Source organism: Arenibacter hampyeongensis (assembly GCF_002909255.1).
GTDB classification, from domain to species: domain Bacteria; phylum Bacteroidota; class Bacteroidia; order Flavobacteriales; family Flavobacteriaceae; genus Arenibacter; species Arenibacter hampyeongensis.
In genome coordinates this window covers 66,891-88,747 of record NZ_PIOB01000004.1, presented here as the reverse complement: position 1 = coordinate 88,747, position 21,857 = coordinate 66,891, and the positions used below count along the sequence as shown (strand labels likewise).

Genomic DNA, 21,857 nt, shown 5'->3' with positions numbered 1-21,857 from the left:
TACCTTAGAATATAAACCATATCGGCATCCAATTCCAAGAACGCTTATTGGTCTACATAATGCCAATTAAGGCTATATATAATGGTATTATCAAGTACACTTTAAACCTCGAGGAGCAGTGTTATAAAGCTATGGAAATCCCTCTTAAAGCTGTCGTAATTACTACCGGTTGCCGGACCGTTGAAACCCGTATATATTTTTCGCACTTCGCCCTTTTTGTCTATAACTATGGTAGTTGGAAAGGAAAGGATATGATTTAACATGGGTAATTTCATTTGTGCCATTTCCTTGTCTATGGTTCCATATTGCGCCAATACTATGGGGTATTTAACGCCTATCCTATCCTTAAGTCTATTGATTGAAATAAACGCAGCCTCTTTTGTTTTTGCATACTCAAATGCAAGCGCAACAACAGCTACCTGTTTATTTGAATGTTCCTTTAAATATTCTACCAAAAACTTGGTTTCATCCAAGCAATTGGGGCACCAAGTTCCCATAATCTGAACGATCACTACTTTGTCCTTAAAAATAGCATCATCCAGGGATACCATATTGCCTTTAGAATCCGGAAAGGAAAAGTTTAGTTTGTCAAATCCCTTTTTCATGTAGGTCAATGCCTCGGTATTTGGCAACTCGTAATTCTCATTTCTTCTTGCTACAAAAGTTTCCTTGGCATGTTTTCCGGAGTAAAACACTCCTGCCATGGTACTGTCCGTTGCGCTTGCTTGAAATAGATAGGCACGTGCCCCATCAAAAGTGGAAAATTTTACGGAATCGCCACTGTGGATGCCCGCCAAATACCTATAATCCCCGGTCGCAGTTCTGAAGGTACCGGAAACCCTGTCATCTACCTGCCTAAAGATGCCTTTTGCCATATAGTTGTCTGCATTGGCAGGGCTGAACTCCACCTCCCAATTACCAGAAATATTGGTGTTGGGTATACCCGCACTTTTAAAACGCTCCCTAATCCCATGGACAGCTTTAAAAGGCAAGACCCTTTCTTCATTTTCTTTGACAAATTTTCCATTTATTTCTTTCGCGGTATATTTTCCTGCCAAGTACCCCTCAAAAACTGGCATTTTAATAACCACAGAATCTCCCATCACTTTTATTTCGTCTATTACAATAGTCTCTTCTGCATTGTACAATTCAATGTTGTATTTACCATTCCCCGGTCTCAAAAGTTTAAAATTAAACGGCAGCCTTTGGTTGTCCCCTACCTCCAATTCGGCCAACCAGAATCCCTCCGCTAAACCAACATTTTCACCATTTTTACAGCTATTACAAGCTATAATTAGAATAAGTATTAAGAATATTCGCTTCATAATAATCTTTTGTACAATTATACTTCGGGGAAAATCTAAATAGGGGTACTTTAACCAAATTCTCAAGTTGGAATTGAGAACTAAAAGAAGATTTTGGGGAATAACTTAGCTTAAGTAACAAAAAATTTTGGAAAATAAAAAATAAAACATTCAATCAAATACGTATTGAATGTCTTATTCCATTGTTTTATATTTGGGGTCTTTAAAAATACTCAATGAAAATATCTTACAACTGGTTGAAGCAGTTTTTAAAAATTGACTGGGATTCACATAAGACAGCTGAATTATTAACTGACTTAGGCTTGGAGGTTGAGGGTATTACTCCTTTTGAATCGGTCAAAGGTGGATTGAAGGGAATTGTTGTTGGTGAAGTTTTAACCTGCACTAAACATCCCAATGCCGATAAATTAAAATTGACTACTGTAAATGTTGGCGGGGAAACTCCGTTACAAATTGTTTGTGGAGCACCGAATGTTGATGCTGGACAAAAGGTAGCCGTAGCCACCATAGGAACTACGCTGTATACTGCCGAAGGAGAAGCCTGGGTGATTAAAAAAGGAAAAATACGAGGAGAGGAAAGCCATGGTATGATCTGTGCCGAAGATGAGCTGGGATTAGGAGAAAGTCATGATGGAATAATGATATTGCCCGACAATTTAAACGTGGGCACTCCCTGTTCCGAAGTTTTCGAAATTGAAATAGACGAGGTATTTGAAATAGGGCTTACCCCAAACAGGGCCGATGCCATGAGCCACTTTGGAGTTGCCAGGGATTTAAAGGCTGGCTTTAAGCAAAAAGACATCCTTAAGGAATTGATTACACCTCCGGTGACCAATTTTAATATTATAAACCGATCATTAAAAATAGATGTCGAAGTTGTTAAGAGCGAATTGGCACCGAGGTATTGCGGTATCACCATTAGCAATCTTATTGTACAGCCATCTCCCGACTGGTTAAAAAACAGGTTGAAGTCCATTGGGATCACCCCTAAAAACAATGTAGTGGACGCCACCAATTATGTATTGCACGAATTGGGTCAGCCTCTTCATGCTTTTGATGCGGCAAAAATAAAAGGAAACAAGATAGTTGTAAAAACACTTCCCAAGGGAACCAAATTCACCACACTGGATGGGGTTCAGCGTATCTTGAGCGAGGAGGATTTAATGATATGCGATACAGAAAAACCACTTTGTATTGCCGGTGTTCTTGGCGGTGAAAATTCCGGAGTTACCGAAAGCACCAGTAGCGTATTTCTGGAAAGTGCATTTTTCAATCCCGTATCCGTAAGAAAAACTGCTAAAAGACACAGTATAAATACAGATGCCTCCTTTCGTTTTGAAAGAGGAATAGATATAGACAATGTGGAGTATTGCCTAAAACGTGCTGCATTGTTGATCCACGAAATTGCCGGAGGCGATATTACATCGGACATTGTAGATATTTACCCTAAAAAGAAGGATGACTACCATGTATTTTTAACTTTCGACAAAATACACAAACTAATAGGTCAGGAAATACCTAAGGATACCATTAAATCCATTCTGGCATCGTTGGATATTAAGGTCAAAAACGTAACGGAATCGGGTCTTGGGCTGTCCATCCCATTTTATCGAGTGGATGTACAAAGGGAGGTTGATGTTATTGAGGAAATTTTACGAATTTTCGGTTATAACAATGTAGAATTCAAAGAGAAATTGAATGCTTCCATTGCTCCTACTTCAAAATTTGAAGATTATAAAATCCAAAATATAATAGGCAATTTCTTAGCTGCAAAAGGATTTAATGAAATATTGGCCAATAGCCTTACCTCTCCTGACTATAATAAATTATCGAATGATATTAAGGAAGAGCACACTATTACCATGTTGAACCCGCTAAGTACCGATCTATCGGTGATGAGGCAATCTATGTTGTTCTCCGGATTGGAGGCCATTGCGCACAATAGCAATAGGCAGATGCACAACCTTAAAATTTTCGAATTTGGAAAAACCTATCATCAATATCAAACCCAGAGAGAAGAAAAAAAGCATCTAAGTATGCTTATCACAGGAAACAGATTGGAAGACACCTGGACCGCACCACCGAAAAAAACCGATTTCTATTATCTTAAATCCGTAGTAGAAAATCTACTTAAAAGATTGGGCCTTACCGAACTTAATTCCCAACCAACCAACAGTGACCTTCTTTCAGAGGGTATTTCCTTAAAAATAGCGCAAAGAGAAGTTGTAATTCTCGGAGTAGTAAAGAAATCTGTACTTAAGGGATTTGATATTAAAGAGGAGGTGCTATATGCCGATTTTGATTGGGATTATATTTTGGAGGCCATTGTACCTAACCTAATCGTTTATAAAGAAATTCCAAAATACCCCGAGGTAAAAAGGGACTATGCGCTTTTAGTGGACGAGAGTGTTTCCTTTAAGCAAATACACGATATCGCCCAGCAGACAGAGCGGAAATATTTAACCAATGTAAACTTATTTGATGTTTATAATGGTAAAAATTTACCCGAAGGTAAAAAGTCATATGCCGTGAGTTATACCCTGCAGGATGAAAACGGTACCTTGACCGACAAGCAGATAGATAAGATAATGAATAAGCTCTTGCAGCGTTATGAAAGCGAATTAGGAGCCGAATTAAGGTAATAAATTTGCAGTTGCAAGTGAATTGGGCAGAATTACACTGTCTATCTCATGGATAACCCCATTACATTGATTGGAGTCGGCACTGGTAATCTTGGCTTTATTACCGGACTTGTCCGTTAGAACAATATCCAAACCCTCCATGGAGGCGTAAATTTTATCGCCCTGTACAGTAGTAAAACTTGCTTTTCCATTCCCGTTACACAAAGCCTTCAAAATTTTGGAGGCCGAAATATTTCCGGCAACGATATGATAAGTTAAAAGTGAAAATAATTCCTTTTTGTTTTCCGGTAATAACAATTCCTCCAAGTTTACCTTGGAAAGCTTTCTAAAAGCCATATCTGAGGGGGCAAAAACTGTAAATGGACCGTCCTCATTCAATATTTTATCCAAATTGGCTGCCTTTACTGCTTCCAAAAGAGTGTTATGATGACCCGAATCAGCTGTGCTTTCCACAATGGAACTCTCCTTCTCTAAAAAGCTATTGCCTTTGTAGGACGTTTGTCCATAATTGACGGAAGTAATAAAAAATAATAGAGCGCAAAGGGACACATAGCTTTTCATAAGTTCTGGGACTTGGGAATATAAAAAATCGACAAAAGGTTAATTTCGTCGACAATATACAACATTAGGCCTAAAATTTTAAAAAAAGTTATTAACCAAATTTGGATTGATCCAATATTAACATTTTGCTTGCAAATTGAAAATATTTATGGGCTTATCATTGCCGATATCCAATATTTAACGATTAGAATTAAAAATGAAATCCGTAATTCATTAACTTTATGACAATTGCTGTAAAATAGAGGTGAAATGTTTTTGAGAAGAACCAATATTCAGGAAAAACTTATTCTGGCAAAACGAAAGGACGCGTCTGCAGATCAAATAATAAATGAAATTTATCTTCTACTGAACAAAGACGAAGATGCTCTAAAAAGAATTGACCTGAACATTCGTAGTAAGGACCCAATAGTGAAGAATGACTTTAATATTGATTTACTTGAAACGCAGGGCATTTATCATATTCGTCACATTAAGAAGATAGCCATAGAATATAGGTTACGTTTTTTGGATTCCCATTTTTTTAAGGGGGAAATTCCGCTAGAAGCAATTTCCAAGATCAAAACATTGGAAAATAATCACGAATTGGAATTAAAGGGTTTTAAGATTCTTGCCCCCTCAAAACTTTTTAAATTGAAGGATAGGGATGATCCCATTTTATTTGCCCCGATAGGCAACGACTATTACTATTTGATTCATAAATGGGGTCGTGACCTACATCCTTTAAGAAAATTATTGATGTGGCCATTTAAGAGTATTATAAATCTTATTGCAGTCGTAATAGCTATTAGTTATTTGGTAACGCTATTAGTCCCGAACGGATTATTCTCTAAAGAAAGTTCCAGTTTTCAATTTTGGGTGATTTTCTTTTTTATGTTTAAGTGCATTGCCTCGATAGTGATATTTTACGGCTTTGCCTTGGGCAAAAATTTCAATCCCGCCATTTGGAACAGTAAATACCTGAAAACATAAGGGTAAATTATTTTTGATACAAAGGGTTTCAATTGGGGAACAATTCCATTGGTATACCATCCAGATCAACATTATCCAGAAATTTTGGGTCCGGTATTGGTTTTATCCTCATGAGTCCCCCTTTACCATTTTCCCCTTTTTTCTTATAACCGATCAGGATCAAATTGTTTTTGGAATCATAGGAAACCATAGTAGTATCTTCTATTTCATATTTAAGGTTTCGCTCCTCCAGGGTAAGAAAATTTTCATAAATATAGAGAATGGAGATATTTTCCTTAAAATCATAAACTGCAGCTATATGGGGATAAGAACTTTTTGAACCAGATTCCATAGGGTAATACAAGGCCTGTTCCCCGAAAAATTCCGATTCGGCATATCCAAACCTAGGTTCTTTCCCCAATAAATAATTGGTGGTAATTCCCAAAATCATTGTTTTCCCGTCAAAAAGGCTATGTAAATTGGGATAACTTACCAGAATATTGCCCATTCCATCCTTTGAAATTTTTAAAACATCGGTTCCCAAGTTGGCCTCATGGGTAATAGCTCCACTATCTATATTTATTACGATCAGAGCATATTTGTCAGTAATATCGGTATCCAATGACAGAACAAATACCCTGTTGTCGGAAACTAATGTTTGCTTTGGCTCCTTAGCCAATTCCACATCCATATATGGACTTTGGTTTATAGATAAATCCAGAATCCTTAAATAATAACTGTCTTTTTTAATATTTGATGGCGCAACAAAAGCAACAAAGGCCTTATCTTCCGAATAGGCCATGGACTTTACAAGATAATCGCAATTTTTATCCTCCGAGAACACAGTGGTATTTATAACCGTATTATCACTTAAGTCATGGATTTTTAAAGTAGCGCTACAGTCCACCTGGGAATTATAAAAACCTATTGCCGAGCCATTTCTATAGCTAAGTTCTGGCAATGGCGCTACCTCAAAGTCATTTTTATTGGAATTAACGGTCATTCCATCCGCATTGGCATTTAAATAGGCACTTTGTAAAACACCGTCCTTTTTCAATAAAACGGTATAGTCGGCTGTTAAGTTAAGGGATTGGATTTCCTTATCTCCTACTCCTTCCTCAGTACAGCCCAAGGCGAGACATGCAATAAACATGCATGATAATATGTAGGTTTTCATAAAGTAAGAATTTGGGCCAATAAGATTACACCGGGACCGCGTACATTTTGTTCCGCTGTTCCTTTATAGTCTTATCGGACATATAATCATCAAACGATAAATAACGGTCAATATTACCTTTAGGTGTCAATTCTATAACCCTATTTGCCACAGTTTCAGCAAATTCATGATCATGGGTAGTAAAAAGAACAGTCCCTTTGAAATTCTTTAAGGAATTATTGAAGGTGGTGATACTCTCCAAATCCAAATGGTTGGTGGGCTCATCCAACATGACCACGTTGGCTCTCATCAACATCATTCTACTCAACATACAACGCACTTTTTCCCCTCCGGACAAAACCGTGCATTTTTTTAAAGCTTCCTCTCCGCTAAACAGCATTTTTCCCAAGAATCCCCTTATACTTACTTCTTCCCTCTCTTCTTCCGTTTTCGCCCATTGTCTTAACCAATCCACAAGGTTGATGTTTTCCGTAAAGAATGATGCATTATCTGCCGGTAGGTATGATTGGTTGGTGGTTACACCCCACTGATAGGAACCACTATCTGCTTTTCTGTTATCATTTATGATTTCATAAAAGGCCGAAGTAGCCCTAGAATCCCTAGAAATAATAGCCACTTTATCTCCCTTTGCCAAATTAATATTGACATCTTGAAACAAAATTTCACCATCTTCTGTTGAGGCCGATAGTTTTTCAACGTTAAGGATCTGGTCGCCGGCTTCCCTTTCACGTTCAAAAATAATGGCAGGATAACGTCTGCTTGAAGGTTTTATATCCTCAATTTTTAATTTGGACAACATTTTCTTTCTGGAAGTTGCCTGTTTGCTCTTTGCAACGTTGGCACTGAACCGCTGAATAAACTCTTGTAATTCTTTGGCCTTTTCCTCAGATTTTTTATTCTGTTGTGCCCGCTGTCTTGCCGCTAGCTGACTACTCTCGTACCAAAAAGTGTAATTTCCTGAATACAGGTTCATCTTTCCAAAATCTATATCCCCAATATGGGTACATACCGAATCCAAAAAGTGCCTATCATGGGATACTACTATAACGGTGTTCTCATAATCTGCCAAGAAATTTTCCAACCAATTTATGGTTTCATAATCCAAATCGTTGGTAGGCTCATCCATTATCAATACATCAGGATTACCGAACAAGGCCTGGGCCAATAAAACCCTTACCTTTAACTTGGAATCCAAATCACCCATCAAAGTATGGTGAAACTCCTCTGTAATCCCCAAATTGGACAACAAGGCTGCAGCATCACTATCTGCATTCCAACCATTCATTTCCTCGAATTGCACTTGCAACTCCCCTATTCTATCTGCATTCTCATCACTGTAATCGGCATAGAGGGCATCTATCTCCTTTTTTATCTTGAATAATGGCTTGTTGCCCATTACTACACTTTCCAAGACAGTATCCCCGTCATAGGCGTTATGATTCTGTTCCAAGATGGACATCCTTTTTCCTGGTTCCAAATGGACATGACCCGAGGTTGGATCTATTTGTCCCGACAGAATCCTTAGAAATGTGGACTTTCCCGCCCCATTGGCACCAATAACACCATAACAATTACCTTGGGTAAAGGAAACATTTACTTCATCAAAAAGAACCCTTTTCCCGAATTGCACAGATAAATTTGATACTGACAGCATATATAAAGTTTTAAATTTTGTGCAAAAATAACAAAAATAAACCCGTTTAAGCAACTATATTGCAACGCCTTTAGGTAGCATTTTAACTAAGACGCAATAGTTTTAACTCACAATTAACAGCCTGTATCTGTTGAGTTTATTAGATTTGTTTACTATAAAGTAGCTATTCTCATATGAATAAACCTTTACTATATTCCTTTCTTATCGCTTTAGTTGGTTGCGGTTCGATAGAAAAAAAATCCCCTAGTGTATTCTTTGCTGGTGAAATCGTAAATCCCACAAGCGAATATGTCGTACTTTTCAAGGACGATATCGTCATAGATTCTGCTAAACTTAATGATGAAAATAGGTTCTCCATAAAGTTGGATTCGGTTGCCGAAGGCCTGTACCATTTTGACCATAGTCCAGAATTGCAATATGTATACCTGGAAAAGGGAGATAGTTTAATGATCCGTCTAAATACTGAGGATTTTGATGAATCATTGATTTTTTCGGGCAGAGGTGAGGAGATAAATAATTTTCTTTTAGATCTTTTTTTGACCACTGAAGGTGAGCCTGCAATAATATATTCCTTTTCACAACTTGGCCCTGGGGACTTCAATTATAAATTGGATTCTCTTAAGGCCATCAAGGTTAATTCCCTAAATGAACTTGTAAAGGAGGTGAAGTTATCCCCCAAAGCCATAGAAATGGCCAAGGCAAGCATAGATTACAACTACTATATCTATAAGGAAAAATATCCCTTTTGGAACAGGAGGAAAACTGGACTAAGCACCATTCCGGAATTACCGGCACAATTTTATGAATATCGGAAGGATTTGGATTACAATAACGAAAATCTCGCCTACCATAGGTATTACTATAATTTCATGAAAACCCATTTCAATAATATATCCTATATGGGCTGTTATTCCAAATGTAAGGGTGAACATTATGAGATCATTAAAAACAAATTACATTTTAATCAACATAAATTGAAACTGATCGATAGCTTGGTTACGGAAAAGGACCTTCGTGACAATCTTTTCAGAAATGTGGCAATGGACTATCTCATCAACGTTCATGACACCGATGCCAACAATAGAATTTTTATAGAGGAATTTCATAAACTATCTGGAAATAACCGACATAGGGGGGAAATTGAAGCCATTTACCAAGGCGTCAACAATTTACAGCCTACCAAGAAATTACCCAATATTTCAGTTTTCAACACAAATGGAGATTCGGTGACACTCCAGGAAATTGCTGAAAAGGAGAAAAATACAGTGTTCTATTTTTGGTCGGGCACCCAGAGATCCAACTTTGAAAATGTGCTTACCCGGGTAGCACAACTAACGGAAAAGAAACCTGAATATACTTTTGTTGGAATAAATTGTAATACAGACGCCGTAAGATGGCAGTCATTATTGAGTTCCAATCAATTGGACACTGAAAATCAATTTCGCACGGACGATTTTGAGAATTTAAAAAATGCCCTAGTCATTGGAGGACTCAATAAAGGCATTATAACCAAAGACGGACTAATAGTGGATGCATTTGCAGACCTATATAATAGTTTCTAATCTACTTTAATTAAAGTATGGGCAACAAACTTAGACCTAAGCATCCAGATCGTTAAACTCAGAAAACACCTCACCATATAAAACAACAAAGCCTCTTGAGCAATTAAGCAAAAGAGGCTTTGGTGTATTTAGGGTTAATGGAAATCCTAGTTACCCTTTTGATAGTCTTCCAAGAATTTTGCCAAACCACTATCTGTTAAAGGGTGCTTTAACAAACCTTCGATAGCTGACAAAGGACCGGTCATTACATCTGCCCCCAACTTGGCACAATCGATCACGTGCATTGTATGTCTAACGGACGCAGCCAATATTTGAGTTTGAAAGTCGTAATTGTCGTATATATGTCTAATTTCAGAAATCAAATTTAATCCATCGGTAGAGATATCGTCCAATCTGCCAATAAATGGTGAAACATAAGTAGCACCAGCCTTAGCGGCCAACAATGCCTGCCCACAGGAAAACACCAAGGTGCAGTTAGTTCTAATTCCTTTATCCGTGAAATATTTTATAGCTTTTATCCCATCCTTTATCATAGGAACCTTAACTACAATTTGCTCATTCAGCTCCGCCAATTCCTCACCTTCCTTGATCATTCCTTTTAAATCGGTGGAGATTACCTCTGCAGAGACATCACCATCCACAATTTTACATATATCCACATAATGTTTAAGGATATTGTTTCTTCCGGTAATCCCTTCTTTGGCCATTAGGGACGGATTTGTGGTTACCCCATCCAAAACCCCTAATTCTTGGGCTTCTTTTATCTGTGCTAAGTTAGCGGTGTCAATAAAGAACTTCATGTTAATTGCTTTTTTAAATTATTAATGTGAAAGATATGTCTTCTTGCAAGTCTACCTTTTGGTGTTGCAAAATTACAATTTATAATGGTTCATCAAGAGTTTCTCATACACTTTGTCCGGTAATATTTTTTTAAGAAACAAGGAAATCTTTTGCATAAACTCCCCTACCTGATAATGAACTTTAGGTTTCTTTGTGTTTATAATTTTAAAAACCATATGGGCTACAAGCATAGGATCTTGACCGCTATCCACATGCTCGTTCATTATTTTTAAGGTATTACCATAAGGTAAATTATAAGGCGAATCCTCCAATATTGGAGCATGATAGCGACCAGAGGCTATATTGGTGGCAAAATCGCCCGGGGCTAAGTTTGTAATGTTTATCCCAAAGCCTTTAATTTCCATTCTCAGTGCCTCTGTTACCAACTCCAATGCACCTTTGCTGGCAGAGTAAATTCCCCTATATGGTAGCCCCATATAACCGGCAATGGAGGTAATATTGATAATAAGACCATTTTTTTGACTCCTCATATGCGGCAAAACCGCTTTCGACATGTGTAAGGGACCGTTAAAATTGGTGTCGAAGGCTTTTAAGATTTCAGAATGCGGTGTTTCCTCTATGGGTCCTGTAATGCCTATGCCTGCATTATTTACCAAAACATCTACCCTACCTTCCTTTGCAATCAACCGGGAAATGGCTGCCTGTATGCTTTCTGGATTTCTTACATCCAATTCCAGGAGGTCAAAATCTGTAAAATCAGGATAGTTGGCCACTTTCCTGGTAGTTCCATAAACTTTAAAACCTTTTGATTTTAAATAAATTCCAATAGATTTTCCAATGCCCGAAGAACCTCCTGTAACCAGTACAACCTTATGTTCCATTAATAGAAATTAAGGTTGCAAATTAACGAATAAAACAGGAATTGAAGTCGACAATGGAGTTATATCTGTGTTATGTTACACAAAACAAGGTAAAATTGCTGTTCACTTTAGGGCACAAAAAATGGCAAGCTACCTACATCGCACCGCTACAACCATATACCCTTGCTGCGTTCCCACCCTGGGGGATTCTACAGGAGCTGGTCGTGTAGGACTTGCCGATGCAAATATACAATCTTTTAATTTTTTTGCAATCGTTTTCAGGTCTTAATTTTATTAAATATCTTGCCTTAAAAAGTCGCTACATTTATTTCTTTATAGCAAGTTGATTTTAAGACAACTATATTGAAATTAAAGGTGACAATTGTACAAAGCAAGCACTTTACCCACTAAAATTATACTATAAATTATACTCACAATAACAAAATGAACCTCTTTAAATTAAATCTTATTTTCATAATTCCCCTTTTCTTTTTGGCTTGCGACGGCACCACCAACCCTTCAAAGCTCTTCGAAATTCAATTGGAAGGAAACACAACGGAATTTCAAAAAAATCAGGTCGTTGGTATCTCCGTCAAAAATCTAAAGAATAAGGAAATTGAAAAGATTACTTATAAGATCGATGATGAGGATATTATCCTTAATAACAATAAAATTACACTTGATCAATTGGAACTCGGCGCCAAAACATTGACTGCGAATATTAGGTTCGATGGCGAGACCGTTGAAGTGTCAAAAGGAATAAAATTATTGGCGGAACATGCCCCTGAGATTTACACCTACGAAATCCTAAATGAATATCCCCATGATAAAGATGCCTATACACAAGGATTGGAATTCCATAATGACATGCTATACGAAAGCACAGGAAAAAAGGGGAAATCCTCTTTGAGGCAAGTGGATTTTAGAACTGGTGAAATCTTAAAAAAGATAGACTTGGAAAACACCTATTTTGGTGAGGGCATAACAATATTAAACGATAAAATTTATCAACTTACTTGGCAAAGTGGAGTTGGATTTATTTATGACCTTAAGGATTTTAAGAAAATAGACAGCTTTAAATACAACCAAAGTAAGGAAGGATGGGGTCTGTGCAATGACGGCAGCAAATTATTCAAGAGCGACGGTACCGAGAAAATATGGTTTTTAAATCCAACAACATTGGCCGAAGAGGGGCATTTTGAAACAGTAACCAATACCTCTATTTTCAACAAAGCCAATGAATTGGAATATGTAAACGGAAAAATATATGCCAATGTATATCAAAAGGAAAGCATGATGATCATTGACGCCAAAAGTGGCGCAATCGAGGGCGTAATAAATTTTGGCGGCCTAAAAGAAAAGGTGACCCAACATCAAACTCTCGATGTACTTAATGGTGTGGCCTATCATCCCCAGAGAAAGACTTTCTTTGTTACGGGAAAAAATTGGGACAAATTATTTGAGGTTAACATCCTTAAAAAATAGGTATGGCAATTTTTGAAAAAACCATAAAGGTGGTTGAAGATGATCTTGATGACCTTTTGCATGTCAACAATGTGCGATATGTACAATGGATGCAAGACATAGCCAAGGAACATTGGCTGGCCAAAGCACCTAAAGATTTGGTCAACACCACGGTTTGGGTGGTCTTGACCCATCACATAACATACAAAAGCTCCGCCAAATTGGACGACATCATTTTAATGAAAACCTATATAGATAAGACAAAAGGCCCTGTAAGCGTTAGGGTTGTTGAAATGTATAACAAGGAAAACAATCAATTACTGGTCAAGTCCAAGACGGAATGGTGTTTGTTGAACTCCGAAACCTTTAAACCCATGCGGATTTCCTCGGAAATTGAAAATATTTTTATCAGCCAAACCTAAAATATTGAACAAGTTAAGTGCATAGATCGATTTTTATATTTTCCGCCCTAATTCTAATCCTGACGTTTTCTTCCTGCAGGGTGGACTTCGACTATGCTCAAAGTAATGGCTCCTTGGCATTTTCCAAGGATACTGTTTTTTTGGATACCATTTTCAGCCAAATAGGAAGCAGTACCTACACCTTAAAGGTATATAACCGTGGTACCACAGATATAAGTATTCCGAGTATCGGACTTAAAAACGGGGACAACAGTAAGTATCGTTTAAATGTGGATGGTGAGGCTGGCCAACAGTTCAAGGATATACCATTATTCGCCAAGGACAGCCTATACATTTTTGTAGAGACCACTTTTGATATAGGTAATTTAGGTTCCAAGGAATTTTTATATACGGACGCTATACAATTTGATAAAGAAAACCACTTGCAAGAAGTACAATTGGTAACCTTGGTGAAAGATGCCATATTTTACTTTCCAAAGAGACTGGTAAACGGACAACGCGAAACAATTGTCCTTGATATTAGTGAAACTGGGGAGGAAATTAAGGTGGAAGGCTTTGAATTAAAAGCGGATCAACTGCTGTTTACCAAGGACAAGCCTCATGTAATATACGGATATGCCTCGGTACCCTACGGCAAAACCTTAAAAATAGAAGAGGGAGCACGAGTACATTTCCATAAAGATTCCGGGGTATTGATAAAAGAAAATGCTTCCCTACATGTTATTGGCAAGCTGAGCCAGGATAAGGAATTGTTGGAAAATGAAGTTATTTTTGAAGGCAACCGCTTGGAGCCCTCCTATTCGGACATCCCCGGACAGTGGGGGTCCATATGGATATCAAAAGGCAGTGTAAACAATAAAATAGAATACCTAACAATTAAAAATGCCACTGTTGGAATTTTTGTTCAAGGGGATAATACCATTGGGGGAACCACATTGACCATAAAAAATTCTCAAATTTATAATAGCGAAAATATTAATCTATGGGCCAAAACAGCGATAATACGCTCTGAGAATGTGGTCCTTGGTGGTGCGGGCAACATTTCCTTGTATTGTAACCAAGGAGGCGATTACAGTTTTATTCATGCTACCATCGCCAATTATTGGAAACATGGGTTTCGTACCGGTGTTGCTTTGCAAATAGACAACTCTACCAATAATGACGGCAGTTCTTTTGACTTGGCAAAAGCAGATTTCAAAAATTGTATTATTTATGGAAGCAATCCCAACGAACTAAACTTAAGCATGGACCCCAATAAGGCTTTTTTTTTTAATTTTGAAAACTGCCTATTAAAATTCACAAAAAATACAGAAGACAGCTTATACAATTTTAACGATGTATCCCGATATGAAAATACACTTCTGAATCTAGATCCTATCTTTGTTTCGCCCACCAAAAATAATTTTTTGATCAAAGAAAACTCCAGTGTAATTGGAGCCGGAAATCTAGATGCCGCTAATTTAGTTCCCCTAGATATTTTAGGTTCCGACAGGACAAAAAATCCAGCCCTTGGCGCATATGAAGTAATTTTCATAGAATAAAATAATACTACTCTCTTATTTTTGAAAGAAAAATCTTTCAAATTTTGTATATTTTGCCAATAAAATGAAAACCCTAGTTTTTCTAAGGTTGAAATACGACCCTATACTACTAAGTATCACTAATTTGCCTTAAAATCATCTGAAGATATGGAATATACATATACCATTTTGGACTCCGATGCCCAATCCAATTTACAGCTACAGCACTATATGGAAGAATATAGTGAGTTTTATTGTACTGGAGTGGCTACTGACAGTGTGGACGGATTAAATGGTATTCTAAAAAAATCTCCAGATGTTGTTTTCATTCATTTAAATGAAAAAGCGCATGATTATTTTCACATGATAATGGAAATGCACCAGTACTTGAAGGAAATTCCCATTTTTATAGGCATATCAAAAAGCAAACAATATGCTTTTGAAGCCTTAAAATGTCATTTTTTTGATTATTGGTTATTGCCTTATAACGAATTTGACATTAGAAAGACCTTACTCCGATTAAAATTAAAAACCCCAAAGGAACAGGAACCCAAAACACTTTTACTACAATCCTATAAAGACTACCGCTATATAAATACCCAAGAAATCATGTATTTACAGGCGGATAATAATGCTACCGATTTTTTTATGAAAGACGGAAGTACTATTAGTGCTTTTAAAACGTTAAAGACTTTTGAACACAATTTACCCGCAAATTTTATAAGGGTACATCAGAGCTATATTATTAATATCGACTTTGTTTCTAGGATCAATTACGGGAAAGGTCTGTGCACCTTAAAGCATGGCAAACTACAATTGCCCTTTTCCAAATCTTACAAAAATAACATTGACAACCTAAAACAAATATTGGCCAAAAATACCATTTCTGCACTTAATTAGTCAAATACTCTCAAAACCCATACGCTCACTAATAGAACTCTGACATATACTAAAGATAATTCCTACATTATTTATTAATGGCTATCTCTTGTTAATTTGGCTTTAGAAATTAAACCTTATTAACCCTCGAAAACCACTAAAAAATGAAAAAATTATTATCTATTTTAGCAGTAGTGCTGCTAAGTATGGGCTTGTTTGCAATGGGAACCGAAAAAATGTTCCCTGACGTTGATGATGCCGTTGCCACAGATGGCGACAAAATCCCAAAAGACAGAAGAGATCCTCCACCGGTGGTGAACGATTTCCAGTACAATGACAATGCCGTGGCCACAGATGGCGACAAGATCCCAAAGGACAGAAGAGATCCTCCCCCGGTAATGAACGAATTCCAGTACAATGACAATGCCGTGGCTACCGATGGCGACAAGATCCCAAAGGACAGAAGAGATCCTCCCCCGGTAATGAACGAATTCCAGTACAATGACAATGCCGTGGCTACCGATGGCGACAAGATCCCAAAGGACAGAAGAGATCCTCCCCCGGTAATGAACGAATTCCAGTACAATGACAATGCCGTGGCTACCGATGGCGACAAGATCCCAAAGGACAGAAGAGATCCTCCCCCGGTAATGAACGAATTCCAGTACAATGACAATGCCGTGGCTACCGATGGCGACAAGATCCCAAAGGACAGAAGAGATCCTCCCCCGGTAATGAACGAATTCCAGTACAATGACAATGCCGTGGCTACCGATGGCGACAAGATCCCAAAGGACAGAAGAGATCCTCCCCCGGTAATGACGGAATTACAAAATTTGAACAGTGCAATTGCATAGCTGTATAAAACGTAGGTTTTACTAGATTTGAAGTAGGCTTAACTTCATAAAATATAAAGCCCTAAACAAATTTGTTTAGGGCTTTTTTTTATATCTTTCCATCTCCATGGACAAAAATGTGTTAAACAGATTTATCTTTTATTCAGTTATTTTATTACAACTGATGTTATTGGGTTGTAAAGAGACGAATACTTCCAATAAAGAATCCTACACCTCCATTAATAACGATAGTATCCAATATTGGTTGTCAGAAAAAAATAGTACTTCCGAGGAAAACTATAAAAACAATCTTTCTAAGGCATTTGACTTTGCCTTAATGCAAAAAAGCGATTCCTTAAAATCAAAACAATTCTCTAAAATTTCCTACTACTATTCTCTTTTAGGTGATTCATTACAATTTAGACGTGCCAATAAAATGGCTCTAATCCTCTCGGGAAAGATGAAAGATTCAAATGCCCTAGCAAATAATCATTGGGATTTGGGTTCTTTTTTGGATGACAATGCTACCGAAGATAGTGCCTATTATCACTTTTCCCAAGCCGAGAAAATTTTTAAGTCATTAAATGATGATTTTTCCAATGCTCGCGTTTTGTATAGTATGGCCAGGGTTCAGGCAAACCTAAAAGACTATACGGGAAGTGAAGTTACTACCATCGAGGCATTAGAACTCTTCAAAAAACTGGACAAACCCTACTACCTTTATCTATGTTATAACAATTTAGGATCTGTGACCAACGCTCTAAACGAATATGACAAGGCCCTAGAGTACTACCAAAAGGCATTATTCTATTTAAGTAAGGTTAATGATTCCTACCTTGTCAGCTTAGTTACCATAAACAATATGGGTATGGTTTATCAGGCTAAAGGAGACCTTAATAAAGCCATGGAATCTTTCGATAAAGTTATAAAATCGGATAGCCTATATTACAAAGATACGGAGTTGTATGCCATGTCACTTTCGAATTATGCCAATAGTAAAGGTAAATTGGGAGATACGACCGGAGTACTTACCACTTTTAAAAAGGCTTTAAGAATTAAAGACAGTATTGGGGATTTCAGAAGTTTAGGGCTTACCCAATTCGAAATAGCGGAATACTATTTAAGCCAAAAGGATACGGCCATGGCCTTGCAATATGCCCAAAAATCCAAAACGAATTCCGAACAGACCAGTAATAATAGAAGGTTGTTGGAGTCTTTGGAACTTATGGCAAAATTGGATCCTGTAAATTCCAGTATTTACAACCAGAAATATATAAAATTGAACGATAGTTTGCTACGGGAGGAACGGGCAGTACGAAATAAATTTACCAGAATCCGCTTTGAAACGGACGAGTTTATAGAACAAAATGAATTATTGACCAGACAGCGCCAATTGTGGATCGGTATTGCCTTGGCATTACTAATCTTGGCAGTTTTCATACTTATCACGCTAGATCAACGTCGGAAAAATCAAAAATTAAGATTTGAAAAGGCCCAGCAGGAGGCGAATCAAGAAATTTTCAATCTTTTATTGGCGCAAAACAAAAAGGTCGAGGAAGGTAAACAATTGGAAAAGAAGCGTATATCTGAAGAATTGCACGACGGTATTTTGGGTCAAATGTTAGGGATACGTTTAATTCTGACCGGCCTTAACAATAAAACCGATTCTGAATCCGTTTTAAAGCGAAGTGATCTTCTAAAGAAATTGCAACAATTGGAGGAGGAAATTCGAACAATTTCACATGAACTAAGTAGGGCATCGGAAGAAAAAATTCATAACTTTATTGTATCCATCGAAGAATTGGTCAAAACAATTCAGGATTCTTCCAAAATGAAATGCCATTTTGAGTACGACAATAAAATAGATTGGGATCAATTAAAAGGTGATATTAAAATTAACATTTATAGAATTGTTCAGGAGAGTTTGCAGAATTGTATTAAACATGCCAAGGCCACAAAAGTGGACCTAATGTTTGAGTCTGAAAATGATCATGTAAGAATTGTAGTTTTGGACAACGGCGTTGGTTTTGATCAAAAGAAAGGAAAACGAGGTATTGGACTTAAAAATATTAATTCCAGATTGGAAAAGTTAAATGGAACATATGACATTCAAAGTAGCATAGGAAAAGGAACAAAGGTAATTGTTACTATTCCATATATTTTGGAACGACAGGCGGAACCCCAATCAGCATAATAGATTATTAATTGCGAATAGAATGAGAACTTTAAGGATTTTAACGATAGATGATCATGAAATGATCACTACAGGATATAAATATCTTTTGGAGGCTGCTGAATTTGAAGATTTCCAAGTTAAAGTTGAAACTGCCAATACTTTCGATACTGGAAAGCAAAAAATTGAGGATTCCGCCAGATCTTTTAAATATGACCTTTTATTATTGGATGTACAATTAACCGAAACCCATTTGGAAGAACCTCATTCCGGAGAAGACCTGGGAATATTGGCCAGAAAAGTTATTCCGGATACCAAAATTGTCTTTATGTCATCCTTTAGTGATAACTATAGAATAAACAGTATTTTAAAAAATGTGAACCCCGATGGCTATATGGTTAAATCGGAAGTGGACGAAAAATCGCTGGTAGCCATGGTAAAAGGTGTAATTACCTCACCCCCATATTATAGTCAAAAAGCTTTAGTGGCCATAAGAAAGAAAGTATCCAATGATCTTTTATTGGATGATAATGACAAAAAAATACTATATCACGTATCCATTGGGACAAGAACCAAGGATATGGTCGATTTTATAAATCTTTCACTTGCTGGAATCGAAAATCGAAAAAGACAGCTCAAAGTTATATTTGGCGTAGAAAAGCAAAACGATTTAGCCTTGGTTCATGAAGCCAGAAACAGAGGATTTCTATAATTGAATTTATAGCTTTCTACCAATACAATTAGATCTTTTTTGACTCTGGATTCGGAAAATCTAAAAAATATCACCAAACACCTTTATTTCCACCCCTTTCCCCATTACAAAGTACCCTTTTACCGTTCATCGTCTACTTTTTCGATGAATACACCCCATTTAAATCGAAACCTTACTTTTTCTAAGGTTTATATTTAACTAAGGACAAAGCATTAAGCTAATTTTGAAATTAGATTTTCAATAAATTTATTTCAAGATGTCTAAGTTAGGAAACGAATTTTTTAATAATTCAAAAATAGGGGATAAAAGCACCGACCATATTATAGGTTTGGAGACTTTTAAAAAAAGTTTGGAAATGAATTATTATGCAGAAGTCAGTATTGGCAATTACGGACTGAAAAAAGAGTCTGCAAATTTGACTATAGATATTAAATGTAATTTCAGTTTGAACGAATCGTTGTTTTATTTAAACAAAATATCTCCCAACCAGGGTACTCTCAACGAATCCAGTCCCAAAAAGACCATTTTGTTCCTAAGGGCATATTCCGAACTAAAAAAACTCAACACTCTATACGTAGACATTAGTGAGTTGACCATTTCCTTAACAGACACTACTATTCTAATTAGTAAAATATACAATCAAAGTATTGCAGATCAAGCAGAAAACATCTTTACGGAACTCGTTCAGCATAACCTATATTATACAAAAGGTTTAAACGAGACCCCATTTGAAATGTTTATACCTGTATTTGAGGAAGATACCTTGGAGAGCGACACCAAATTGAGGAATATTGTTTCTGACAATAATAATACAAATGACTATTTTGGATTTTGGGGCATGTATTATGACCAAACTGAGGAAGCGGCCATATACGACCTGAATACCAAAACAATTATACATGGAGATATTCAAATCCTAAGTGAATAGGAGGATTTATCTAAAAAAAAGCTGTCCAAAAAGCATTAAACCTCATGGACAGCGATTTAGTTTTATTAAGCGTTGAATAACTCTCTTGAATGCATTAGGGCATTCACATTTTCCCTTACTTCTTCAATAATTTTTTCATCTTCTGGATTCATAATCACCTGATCAATAAATCCAACAATTGTCTTCATTTGATCTTCTTTTAAACCTCTTGTAGTAATGGCAGCCGTTCCAAAGCGGATACCCGAAGTAACAAAAGGTGATTTATCATCAAAAGGAACCATATTCTTATTAGCGGTAATATCCGCTTTTACCAATGCATTTTCAGCATCCTTTCCTGTAATGTTCTTATTTCTAAGATCAATAAGCATCATATGGTTATCCGTTCCTCCAGAAATAATATTATAACCTTTTTCCACAAATGCACTGGCCATTGCCGCAGCATTTTTCTTAACCTGTAACATATAGTGTAAGAATTCATCAGTCAAGGCTTCTCCGAATGCTATTGCTTTTGCAGCAATTATATGCTCCAAAGGACCTCCCTGATTACCAGGAAAAACTGCTAAATCCAATAAAGCAGACATCTTTCTTAAAGTACCATTCTTCAACTTAACCCCAAAAGGATTATCAAAGTCCTTACCCATTAAAATAAGGCCTCCTCTTGGTCCGCGCAAAGTCTTATGGGTCGTTGTGGTTACAATATGACAATGTGGTAACGGATCGTTTAATATTCCCTTGGCAATAAGTCCTGCCGGATGGGATATATCGGCCAATAATATGGCACCTACACTATCCGCAATTTCCCTAAACCTTTTAAAGTCCATGTCCCTGGAATAGGCAGAAGCCCCTGCAATTATTAGCTTAGGCTGTTCTTTGGTGGCTATGGCCTGTATTTTATCGTAGTTTAATACACCAGTCTCTTGATCAACTCCATAAAATACGGGGTTATACAATCTACCCGAAAAATTTACCGGAGAACCATGGGTCAAATGACCACCATGTGACAAATCAAATCCAAGAATGGTATCTCCTGGTTTTAAACATGCGTGATATACAGAGGCATTGGCTTGAGAACCGGAATGTGGTTGAACATTGGCATAAGCCGCTCCAAATAATTGCTTGGCCCTGTCTATTGCCAATTGCTCTATTTCATCAACTACTTCACAACCACCATAATAGCGCTTACCAGGATATCCTTCGGCATATTTATTGGTCAATACCGATCCTGCAGCCTCCATAACCTGTGGACTGGTAAAATTCTCGGAAGCAATTAGTTCAATTCCATCAATTTGGCGTTCTTTTTCCGCCTCAATTAGTTCAAAAATTTGATTGTCGCGTTGCATACTGTATTATTCTATTAAATAATGTGCAAAAATACAAATTGCAGAGCGTTAAT

Annotated in this window: 18 protein-coding genes and 1 other RNA gene; 11 read left to right on the top strand and 8 right to left on the bottom strand. The window is 37.0% G+C overall.

The features are described from left to right. Positions 1-101: 101 nt before the first annotated feature. Positions 102-1,325, bottom strand: a complete 1,224-nt coding sequence (locus CWD91_RS11245; RefSeq protein ID WP_103441057.1) for a TlpA disulfide reductase family protein — start codon at positions 1,323-1,325, stop codon at positions 102-104. Between the two features lie 215 nt (positions 1,326-1,540). Between CWD91_RS11245 and pheT the strand changes: the two genes are divergently transcribed. After that, positions 1,541-3,967, top strand: coding sequence for a phenylalanine--tRNA ligase subunit beta (pheT, locus tag CWD91_RS11240; RefSeq protein ID WP_103441056.1), 2,427 nt, complete (start codon positions 1,541-1,543; stop codon positions 3,965-3,967). On the opposite strand, the gene CWD91_RS11235 is transcribed toward pheT, so the two are convergent. Next, positions 3,959-4,528, bottom strand: coding sequence for a fasciclin domain-containing protein (locus tag CWD91_RS11235; protein WP_103441055.1), 570 nt, complete (start codon positions 4,526-4,528; stop codon positions 3,959-3,961). The genes pheT and CWD91_RS11235 overlap by 9 nt on opposite strands. 249 nt (positions 4,529-4,777) lie before the next feature. On the opposite strand from CWD91_RS11235, the gene CWD91_RS11230 reads away from it, so the two are divergent. Continuing rightward, positions 4,778-5,497 (top strand): hypothetical protein, encoded by a 720-nt coding sequence (locus CWD91_RS11230; protein WP_103441054.1) that lies wholly within the window; start codon positions 4,778-4,780, stop codon positions 5,495-5,497. A 28-nt stretch (positions 5,498-5,525) separates the two neighbouring features. On the opposite strand, the gene CWD91_RS11225 is transcribed toward CWD91_RS11230, so the two are convergent. Together CWD91_RS11225 and CWD91_RS11220 are read right to left on the bottom strand one after the other, a co-directional pair. Further along, on the bottom strand, positions 5,526-6,653 hold the full coding sequence (locus tag CWD91_RS11225) for a hypothetical protein (protein WP_157943768.1): 1,128 nt from the start codon (positions 6,651-6,653) through the stop codon (positions 5,526-5,528). Positions 6,654-6,678: 25 nt separating this feature from the next. After that, positions 6,679-8,307 (bottom strand): ABC-F family ATP-binding cassette domain-containing protein, encoded by a 1,629-nt coding sequence (locus CWD91_RS11220; protein ID WP_103441052.1) that lies wholly within the window; start codon positions 8,305-8,307, stop codon positions 6,679-6,681. A 173-nt stretch (positions 8,308-8,480) separates the two neighbouring features. On the opposite strand from CWD91_RS11220, the gene CWD91_RS11215 reads away from it, so the two are divergent. Next, the gene (locus CWD91_RS11215; protein WP_103441051.1) at positions 8,481-9,869 is read left to right on the top strand and encodes a transaldolase; all 1,389 of its coding nucleotides are present in this window, start codon (positions 8,481-8,483) and stop codon (positions 9,867-9,869) included. A 146-nt stretch (positions 9,870-10,015) separates the two neighbouring features. Here the strand turns inward: CWD91_RS11215 and fsa are convergent, their stop codons facing one another. The 3 genes from fsa to ffs form a co-directional block, all read right to left on the bottom strand. After that, the gene (fsa, locus tag CWD91_RS11210; RefSeq protein ID WP_103441050.1) at positions 10,016-10,669 is read right to left on the bottom strand and encodes a fructose-6-phosphate aldolase; all 654 of its coding nucleotides are present in this window, start codon (positions 10,667-10,669) and stop codon (positions 10,016-10,018) included. Between the two features lie 72 nt (positions 10,670-10,741). Continuing rightward, positions 10,742-11,551 carry an SDR family oxidoreductase gene (locus tag CWD91_RS11205; RefSeq protein ID WP_103441049.1) on the bottom strand — a complete coding sequence of 270 codons (810 nt, stop codon included), beginning with the start codon at positions 11,549-11,551 and terminating at the stop codon, positions 10,742-10,744. A 119-nt stretch (positions 11,552-11,670) separates the two neighbouring features. Then, an RNA gene (ffs, locus tag CWD91_RS11200) (signal recognition particle sRNA small type) lies at positions 11,671-11,769 on the bottom strand. 205 nt (positions 11,770-11,974) lie between these two features. Here ffs and CWD91_RS11195 point away from each other — a divergent pair. The 8 genes from CWD91_RS11195 (at position 11,975) to CWD91_RS11160 (ending at position 20,464) form a co-directional block, all read left to right on the top strand. Further along, complete coding sequence (locus CWD91_RS11195) at positions 11,975-13,015, top strand: glutaminyl-peptide cyclotransferase (protein ID WP_103441048.1); 1,041 nt, start codon at positions 11,975-11,977, stop codon at positions 13,013-13,015. A gap of 2 nt (positions 13,016-13,017) precedes the next feature. Then, positions 13,018-13,416, top strand: coding sequence for an acyl-CoA thioesterase (locus CWD91_RS11190; RefSeq protein ID WP_103441047.1), 399 nt, complete (start codon positions 13,018-13,020; stop codon positions 13,414-13,416). Positions 13,417-13,433: 17 nt separating this feature from the next. Beyond that, the gene (locus CWD91_RS11185) at positions 13,434-14,957 is read left to right on the top strand and encodes a hypothetical protein (RefSeq protein WP_103441046.1); all 1,524 of its coding nucleotides are present in this window, start codon (positions 13,434-13,436) and stop codon (positions 14,955-14,957) included. A 147-nt stretch (positions 14,958-15,104) separates the two neighbouring features. Continuing rightward, positions 15,105-15,836, top strand: coding sequence for a LytR/AlgR family response regulator transcription factor (locus CWD91_RS11180; protein ID WP_103441045.1), 732 nt, complete (start codon positions 15,105-15,107; stop codon positions 15,834-15,836). Between the two features lie 143 nt (positions 15,837-15,979). After that, positions 15,980-16,672, top strand: coding sequence for a hypothetical protein (locus tag CWD91_RS11175; protein ID WP_157943767.1), 693 nt, complete (start codon positions 15,980-15,982; stop codon positions 16,670-16,672). A 169-nt stretch (positions 16,673-16,841) separates the two neighbouring features. Beyond that, positions 16,842-18,845, top strand: coding sequence for a tetratricopeptide repeat-containing sensor histidine kinase (locus CWD91_RS11170; protein WP_192877659.1), 2,004 nt, complete (start codon positions 16,842-16,844; stop codon positions 18,843-18,845). A gap of 22 nt (positions 18,846-18,867) precedes the next feature. Beyond that, positions 18,868-19,536, top strand: coding sequence for a response regulator (locus tag CWD91_RS11165; protein ID WP_103441042.1), 669 nt, complete (start codon positions 18,868-18,870; stop codon positions 19,534-19,536). A gap of 256 nt (positions 19,537-19,792) precedes the next feature. Beyond that, a complete protein-coding gene (locus CWD91_RS11160) occupies positions 19,793-20,464 on the top strand; it encodes a hypothetical protein (protein WP_103441041.1) in 672 nt (223 codons plus the stop codon). Positions 20,465-20,529: 65 nt separating this feature from the next. Here CWD91_RS11160 and glyA read toward each other — a convergent pair whose 3' ends face one another. Further along, positions 20,530-21,804 (bottom strand): serine hydroxymethyltransferase, encoded by a 1,275-nt coding sequence (gene glyA, locus CWD91_RS11155; RefSeq protein WP_103441040.1) that lies wholly within the window; start codon positions 21,802-21,804, stop codon positions 20,530-20,532. Positions 21,805-21,857 lie beyond the last annotated feature (53 nt).

Excerpts from the sequence above, each read along its gene's own strand:
- pheT (WP_103441056.1), top strand. The coding sequence starts at position 1,541 with ATGAAAATATCTTACAACTGGTTGAAGCAGTTTTTAAAAATTGACTGG.
- CWD91_RS11190 (WP_103441047.1), top strand. The coding sequence starts at position 13,018 with ATGGCAATTTTTGAAAAAACCATAAAGGTGGTTGAAGATGATCTTGAT.
- CWD91_RS11225 (WP_157943768.1), bottom strand. The coding sequence starts at position 6,653 with ATGAAAACCTACATATTATCATGCATGTTTATTGCATGTCTCGCCTTG.
- CWD91_RS11220 (WP_103441052.1), bottom strand. The coding sequence starts at position 8,307 with ATGCTGTCAGTATCAAATTTATCTGTGCAATTCGGGAAAAGGGTTCTT.
- CWD91_RS11195 (WP_103441048.1), top strand. The coding sequence starts at position 11,975 with ATGAACCTCTTTAAATTAAATCTTATTTTCATAATTCCCCTTTTCTTT.
- CWD91_RS11165 (WP_103441042.1), top strand. The coding sequence starts at position 18,868 with ATGAGAACTTTAAGGATTTTAACGATAGATGATCATGAAATGATCACT.
- CWD91_RS11230 (WP_103441054.1), top strand. The coding sequence starts at position 4,778 with ATGTTTTTGAGAAGAACCAATATTCAGGAAAAACTTATTCTGGCAAAA.
- CWD91_RS11245 (WP_103441057.1), bottom strand. The coding sequence starts at position 1,325 with ATGAAGCGAATATTCTTAATACTTATTCTAATTATAGCTTGTAATAGC.
- CWD91_RS11235 (WP_103441055.1), bottom strand. The coding sequence starts at position 4,528 with ATGAAAAGCTATGTGTCCCTTTGCGCTCTATTATTTTTTATTACTTCC.
- CWD91_RS11180 (WP_103441045.1), top strand. The coding sequence starts at position 15,105 with ATGGAATATACATATACCATTTTGGACTCCGATGCCCAATCCAATTTA.
- CWD91_RS11215 (WP_103441051.1), top strand. The coding sequence starts at position 8,481 with ATGAATAAACCTTTACTATATTCCTTTCTTATCGCTTTAGTTGGTTGC.
- CWD91_RS11160 (WP_103441041.1), top strand. The coding sequence starts at position 19,793 with ATGTCTAAGTTAGGAAACGAATTTTTTAATAATTCAAAAATAGGGGAT.
- CWD91_RS11205 (WP_103441049.1), bottom strand. The coding sequence starts at position 11,551 with ATGGAACATAAGGTTGTACTGGTTACAGGAGGTTCTTCGGGCATTGGA.
- CWD91_RS11175 (WP_157943767.1), top strand. The coding sequence starts at position 15,980 with ATGAAAAAATTATTATCTATTTTAGCAGTAGTGCTGCTAAGTATGGGC.
- glyA (WP_103441040.1), bottom strand. The coding sequence starts at position 21,804 with ATGCAACGCGACAATCAAATTTTTGAACTAATTGAGGCGGAAAAAGAA.
- fsa (WP_103441050.1), bottom strand. The coding sequence starts at position 10,669 with ATGAAGTTCTTTATTGACACCGCTAACTTAGCACAGATAAAAGAAGCC.